The sequence below is a fragment of the Acidovorax sp. genome, from assembly GCF_016783915.1.
Taxonomy (GTDB): domain Bacteria; phylum Pseudomonadota; class Gammaproteobacteria; order Burkholderiales; family Burkholderiaceae_C; genus Acidovorax.
The window spans coordinates 1-5,242 of the sequence record NZ_JADHVT010000233.1 but is presented as its reverse complement, the minus strand read 5'-3'; the positions used below and the strand labels follow the sequence as shown (position 1 = coordinate 5,242).

Here is a 5,242-nt window from a genome sequence, read left to right as displayed (position 1 = left end):
CATGACCCCCACCGACCTCCTTGGTGGCAATGCAGGCAACGATGCGGGCCGCTTGCTCGACAACATGCTGCGGGCCATGCAACTGCACCGCCACCCGCGCGTGTTCCTGGCCGCCCTGGAGCGGTCTGCGCCTGGCACCGAAGCCAGCACGGACATCCCAGCCGCCCTGGCCGACACCGTAGCCCACTTGCAGCCCGCCATGGTGCTGGTGCTGGGCCACGTGGCGGCGCGCGCGGCGCTGGGGCGCACCGAGCCCCTGGGCCGCCTGCGCGCGGGGCCACATGTACTGGCCGGATGCCCGGCCGTGGTGACCTACGACCCCGCCTTTTTGCTGCGCTCGCAGGACAACAAGGCCGCCGCCTGGGCGGACCTGTGCCGGGCGCTGGCCATGGTGCGCAGTGCCGAGGCCGGGGGTGACGCCCGCTGAAAGCGGCTCTGCCCCCATGCCACGCCACACCGGGCGCCCGCGAGGTCATCGCCCGGTGCCATAATCCGCCGCTTGCCTATTTTTACGGAGACAGCTCCTTGGAAACCTACCCGAGTTGGTAGCTTTCAGCTCCCGGCGCATTTGACTGCTGTGGGGTTGAAAGCACCCCTACCCCCCACACCGCAGACGCCAAAAACAAGGGAGTGAGCACATGCTCAACATCTTTACGCTCGCCAATGGCCGGCTGTTCCAGGAAGAAATCGAGTCCCTGGAAGAGTTGACCAAGTTCCAGCCGATCTGGGTGGACCTGGAAGCCCCCACGCTCGAAGAAAAGCGCTGGATCAAGCAGCACTACGGTCTGTCCATTCCCGAGGATGCGATGGACGAGGACATCGAGGAATCCGCCCGCTTCTACGAGGAAGACAATGGCGAGCTGCATATCCGCAGCGACTTCCTGATCGATGACGACGAAGACCCCCGTTCGGTCCGCGTCGCCTTCATCCTCAACCAGCACAACACCAACCTGAAAAGCCGGGGCGTGCTGTTCTCCATCCACGATGAAGACGTGCCCGTGTTCCGCCTGCTTCGCATGCGCGCGCGCCGCGCGCCCGGCCTTATCGAAGATGCCAAGGAAGTGCTGCTCAAGCTGTTCGACGCCGACGCCGAGTATTCGGCCGACACGCTGGAGAACATCTACGACGAGCTGGAGGCCGTGAGCAAACAGGTGCTGGCCGGCGACGTGACCGACACCCGCGCCGGCGAGGTGCTGGCCGCCATCGCGCGCCAGGAAGACTTGAACGGGCGCATCCGCCGCAACGTGATGGACACGCGCCGCGCCGTGAGCTTCATGATGCGCTCCAAGATGCTCAACTCCGAGCAGTTCGAGGAAGCCCGCCAGATCCTGCGAGACATCGAATCGCTGGACAACCACACGGCCTTTTTGTTCGACAAGATCAACTTCTTGATGGACGCCACGGTCGGCTTCATCAACATCAACCAGAACAAGATCATCAAGATCTTCTCGGTGGCCAGCGTGGCTTTGCTGCCGCCCACGCTGATCGCGAGCGTGTACGGCATGAATTTCAAGTTCATGCCGGAGCTGGATTGGTCGCTGGGCTACCCGTATGCGCTGGGCCTGATGCTGGCCAGTGCGCTGGGGCCGATGTGGTACTTCCGCAAGCGAGGCTGGTTGAAGTAGCCCCTGTGGCGTTGCACGCCTTCCCCCCGAGGGGGACACCTCCAGCGGCCCGGCAAAGCCGGCTCCGCGGTGGCGCTGGTAGATGCACAGCGCCGGTTTCAGAGCATTGCGGCAAATGGCCTGTGGTCGGGTCCTTACATAGGAGCCAAATCTACCACTAGCGCCCGTTCAATATGCCTCGAAAGCTATCAATTTCATAGCTTTTGCAAAAACGACAGCACCATGTGCTCGGCATAACGGCTGGCCACGGTCTGCACGAACTGGGAGAAGTCGCCGTGGGCTTCGTCGTCGGCCCGGTCGGAGATGGTGCGTACGGCGGCAAAGGGCAGACCGTAGTCGTGGCAGACCTGAGCGACGGCGGCGCCTTCCATTTCTACGGCCAGCACGTCATGCCCGGCGTCGCGCAGGGCAGTGCGCAGGCGCTCAGATTCGTGCGCGGTGGAGACAAAACGGTCGCCGCTCGCCACCAGGCCCCGGTGTGCGCGGTGAGCATCCCCGTGGATGGTTTTCAAGCCCCAGAGGCCGCTTGCGCTAGTGACGCATAGGTTGGCAGCTTCAAAAAGCATAGCAGTCAGCGCGGTATCGCACGCCAGGCGGCTGCAGGCGTAGCCTGGCAGCTCCCAGCGCGGAAACAGCGGCGAGGCATCCATGTCGTGCTGCACATAGTCTTGCGCCACCACCACATCGCCCCGGTGGACCCCATCGCCCACGCCCCCGGCCACACCTGTGAAGACGATGCGTGCCACTCCGAAATGTTCGATCAAGGCCGTGGCTGTGGTGGCAGCCGCCACCTTCCCGATGCCCGACAGCGCCAGCACCACCGGGCGGTCATGCAGTTCCCCGCACCAGAACGCGCGGCCTGCATGCATCACCCGGTGGGGGTGCGCCAGGTGTTGCAGCAGCGAGCTTTGCTCTTCGGGCAACGCACTCAGGATGGCAGTGCTCATGCAAAGGTCCTCTTGGTCATGTCATCGGGTCACAAAATACGCGCGCCAGCATCGCGGCGCGGTCGCAAAAAAGGCGGCCGAGGCCGCCTGGGGATTGTGGCGCGCTGGTGGCCGCGTCACTTCTTGTCGCGCAGTTCGCGGCGCAGGATTTTTCCCACGGGGGTCTTGGGCAGCTCGGTGCGGAACTCGATCACCTTGGGCTGCTTGTAACCCGTGAGCTCGTGGCGGCAGAACTCCTTGACCTGCGCTTCGGTGAGCGCCGGGTCCTTCTTCACGATCACGAGCTTCACGGCCTCGCCGGTCTTTTCGTCGGGCACGCCCACCACGGCGCATTCGAGCACGCCAGGGCAGTTGGCCACCACTTCTTCGACCTCGTTGGGGTACACGTTGAAGCCGCTGACCAGCACCATGTCCTTCTTGCGGTCCACGATCTTGAAGAAGCCGCGCGCATCCATCACGCCGATGTCGCCCGACTTGAAGTAGCCGTCTTCGGTCATGACCTTGGCGGTTTCATCGGGGCGCTGCCAGTAACCGGCCATCACCTGCGGGCCCTTGATGGCGATTTCGCCCGGCTCGCCCAGCGTGGTGACCTCGCGGCCCTCGTCGTCCAGCAGCTTCATGGAGGTGCTGGGCAGCGGCACGCCGATGGTGCCGGTGTATTCGGTGCTGGTGGTGGGGTTGCAGCTGGCCGAGGGGCTGGTCTCCGACAGGCCATAACCTTCGCAGATGGGGCAGCCTGTCTTTTCGAGCCAGAGCTTGGCCACGGCGCCCTGCACCGCCATGCCGCCGCCCACCGAGACCTTGAGGTTCTTCCAGTTGACGGTGTTGAAGTCCGGGTGGTTGGCCAGGCCGTTGAACAGCGTGTTGACGGCTGGGAAGCTGTGGAAGGTGTGCTTGGACAGCTCCTTGAGCACCGCAGGCAGGTCGCGCGGGTTGGGGATCAGGATGGTCTTGCCGCCCGTGCGCATGCTCAGCATCATGTTCACGGTGAACGCGAAGATGTGGTACAGCGGCAGCGCGCAGATGCTGGTGGGCTGCTCGCCCGCCGGCACCTTCTTCATCACGGGCTCGTTCCAGGCCTCGGACTGCAGCACGTTGGCGATCACGTTGCGGTGCAGCAGCACGGCGCCCTTGCTCACCCCCGTGGTGCCGCCGGTGTACTGCAGCAGCGCGATGTCGTCAGGCTTGATGTCGGGTTTCTTGAGCGTGCCCCGCGTGCCCTGGGCCACCGCGTCGTTGAAGCGCACCGCCCCTGGCAGGTTGTAGGCGGGCACCATCTTCTTGACGTTGCGCACCACGTAGTTGACCAGCGCCCCCTTGAGCAGACCCAGCTGATCGCCCATGGCACACAGCACCACGTGCTTGACGGGCGTGTGCGCAATGCACTGCTCCAGCGTGGTCGCGAAGTTCTCGATGATGACGATGGCCTTGGCGCCCGAGTCCTTGAGCTGGTGCTCCAGCTCCCGCGGGGTGTACAGCGGGTTCACGTTGACCACCACAAACCCCGCGCGCAGCACGGCAGCCACGGTCACGGGGTACTGCGGCACATTGGGCATCATGATGGCCACGCGGTCGCCCTTGACCAGGCCCAGGCTCTGCAGGTAGGCAGCAAACGCGCTGGAGAGCGAATCGGTCTGGGCGTACGTCACGTCCTTGCCCATGAAGCTGTAGGCCACGCGGTTGGCGTACTTCTTGAACGCTTCGTCCATCAGCGCCACAAGGGAGCTGTACTGCGTGGTGTTGATGTCTGCGGGAACACCTTGTGGGTAGGCGGCCAGCCACGGGCGGTCGGTCATTGGGATTGTCTCCTGTTAGGTTTTATGGGGGTCCTGAAAGTACGCCGATGTTTTTCAGCACGGTCGTGCTTTTATTGTGGAGGAATTATGCCCGTCAGCTCTTGAGCGCGGTCAGTACCTCGTCCAGCATTTTCTTGGCATCGCCAAACAGCATGCGGTTGTTGTCCTTGTAGAACAAGGGGTTGTCCACCCCGGCGTAGCCCGAGGCCATCGAGCGCTTCATCACGATGGAAGTCTTGGCCTTCCACACCTCCAGCACCGGCATGCCGGCGATGGGGCTGGACGGATCGTCGAGCGCGCTGGGGTTCACGATGTCGTTGGCGCCAATGACCATGGCCACATCAGCATCGGGGAAGTCCTCGTTGATCTCGTCCATCTCCATCACGATGTCGTAAGGCACTTTGGCCTCGGCCAGCAGCACGTTCATGTGGCCGGGCATGCGGCCTGCCACGGGGTGGATGGCAAAGCGCACATCCACGCCTTTTTCGCGCAGGGTCTTGGTGATCTCGTACACGGTGTGCTGGGCCTGGGCCACGGCCATGCCATAGCCGGGCACGATGATCACGCTCTTGGCGTCGCGCAGCAGCTCGGCCGTTTCGGCCGAGCTGACGGGTACGGCCTCGCCCTGCGGCTCTGCAGCTTCGCCCTTTTTGGCGGGCGTGCCAGCACCTGAGCCGAAGCCGCCCGCGATCACGCTGATGAAATTGCGGTTCATCGCATTGCACATGATGTAGCTCAGGATCGCGCCCGAGGAGCCCACGAGCGCGCCGGTCACGATCAGCAGGTCGTTGGACAGCATGAAGCCCGTGGCCGCCGCCGCCCAGCCCGAGTAGCTGTTGAGCATGGACACCACCACCGGCATGTCGGCGCCACC

General features: G+C 63.9%; 5 protein-coding genes. 2 read left to right on the top strand and 3 right to left on the bottom strand.

All coding sequences use genetic code 11. The annotated features are described in order from the left end of the window. Positions 1-427: uracil-DNA glycosylase family protein (locus ISS20_RS23495; RefSeq protein WP_291440053.1), on the top strand; the 427-nt coding region annotated here is incomplete at its 5' end. A gap of 211 nt (positions 428-638) precedes the next feature. After that, positions 639-1,625, top strand: a complete 987-nt coding sequence (gene corA, locus ISS20_RS23490) for a magnesium/cobalt transporter CorA (protein WP_015016148.1) — start codon at positions 639-641, stop codon at positions 1,623-1,625. A gap of 194 nt (positions 1,626-1,819) precedes the next feature. Here the strand turns inward: corA and ISS20_RS23485 are convergent, their stop codons facing one another. From ISS20_RS23485 to ISS20_RS23475, 3 genes are all read right to left on the bottom strand, one after another. Next, complete coding sequence (locus ISS20_RS23485; protein ID WP_291440049.1) at positions 1,820-2,572, bottom strand: 5'-methylthioadenosine/adenosylhomocysteine nucleosidase; 753 nt, start codon at positions 2,570-2,572, stop codon at positions 1,820-1,822. A 116-nt stretch (positions 2,573-2,688) separates the two neighbouring features. Then, positions 2,689-4,368, bottom strand: a complete 1,680-nt coding sequence (locus ISS20_RS23480; RefSeq protein WP_291440047.1) for a long-chain-fatty-acid--CoA ligase — start codon at positions 4,366-4,368, stop codon at positions 2,689-2,691. Between the two features lie 94 nt (positions 4,369-4,462). Further along, a partial coding sequence (locus ISS20_RS23475; RefSeq protein WP_291440045.1) for an NAD(P)(+) transhydrogenase (Re/Si-specific) subunit beta occupies positions 4,463-5,242 on the bottom strand: 780 nt, incomplete at its 5' end.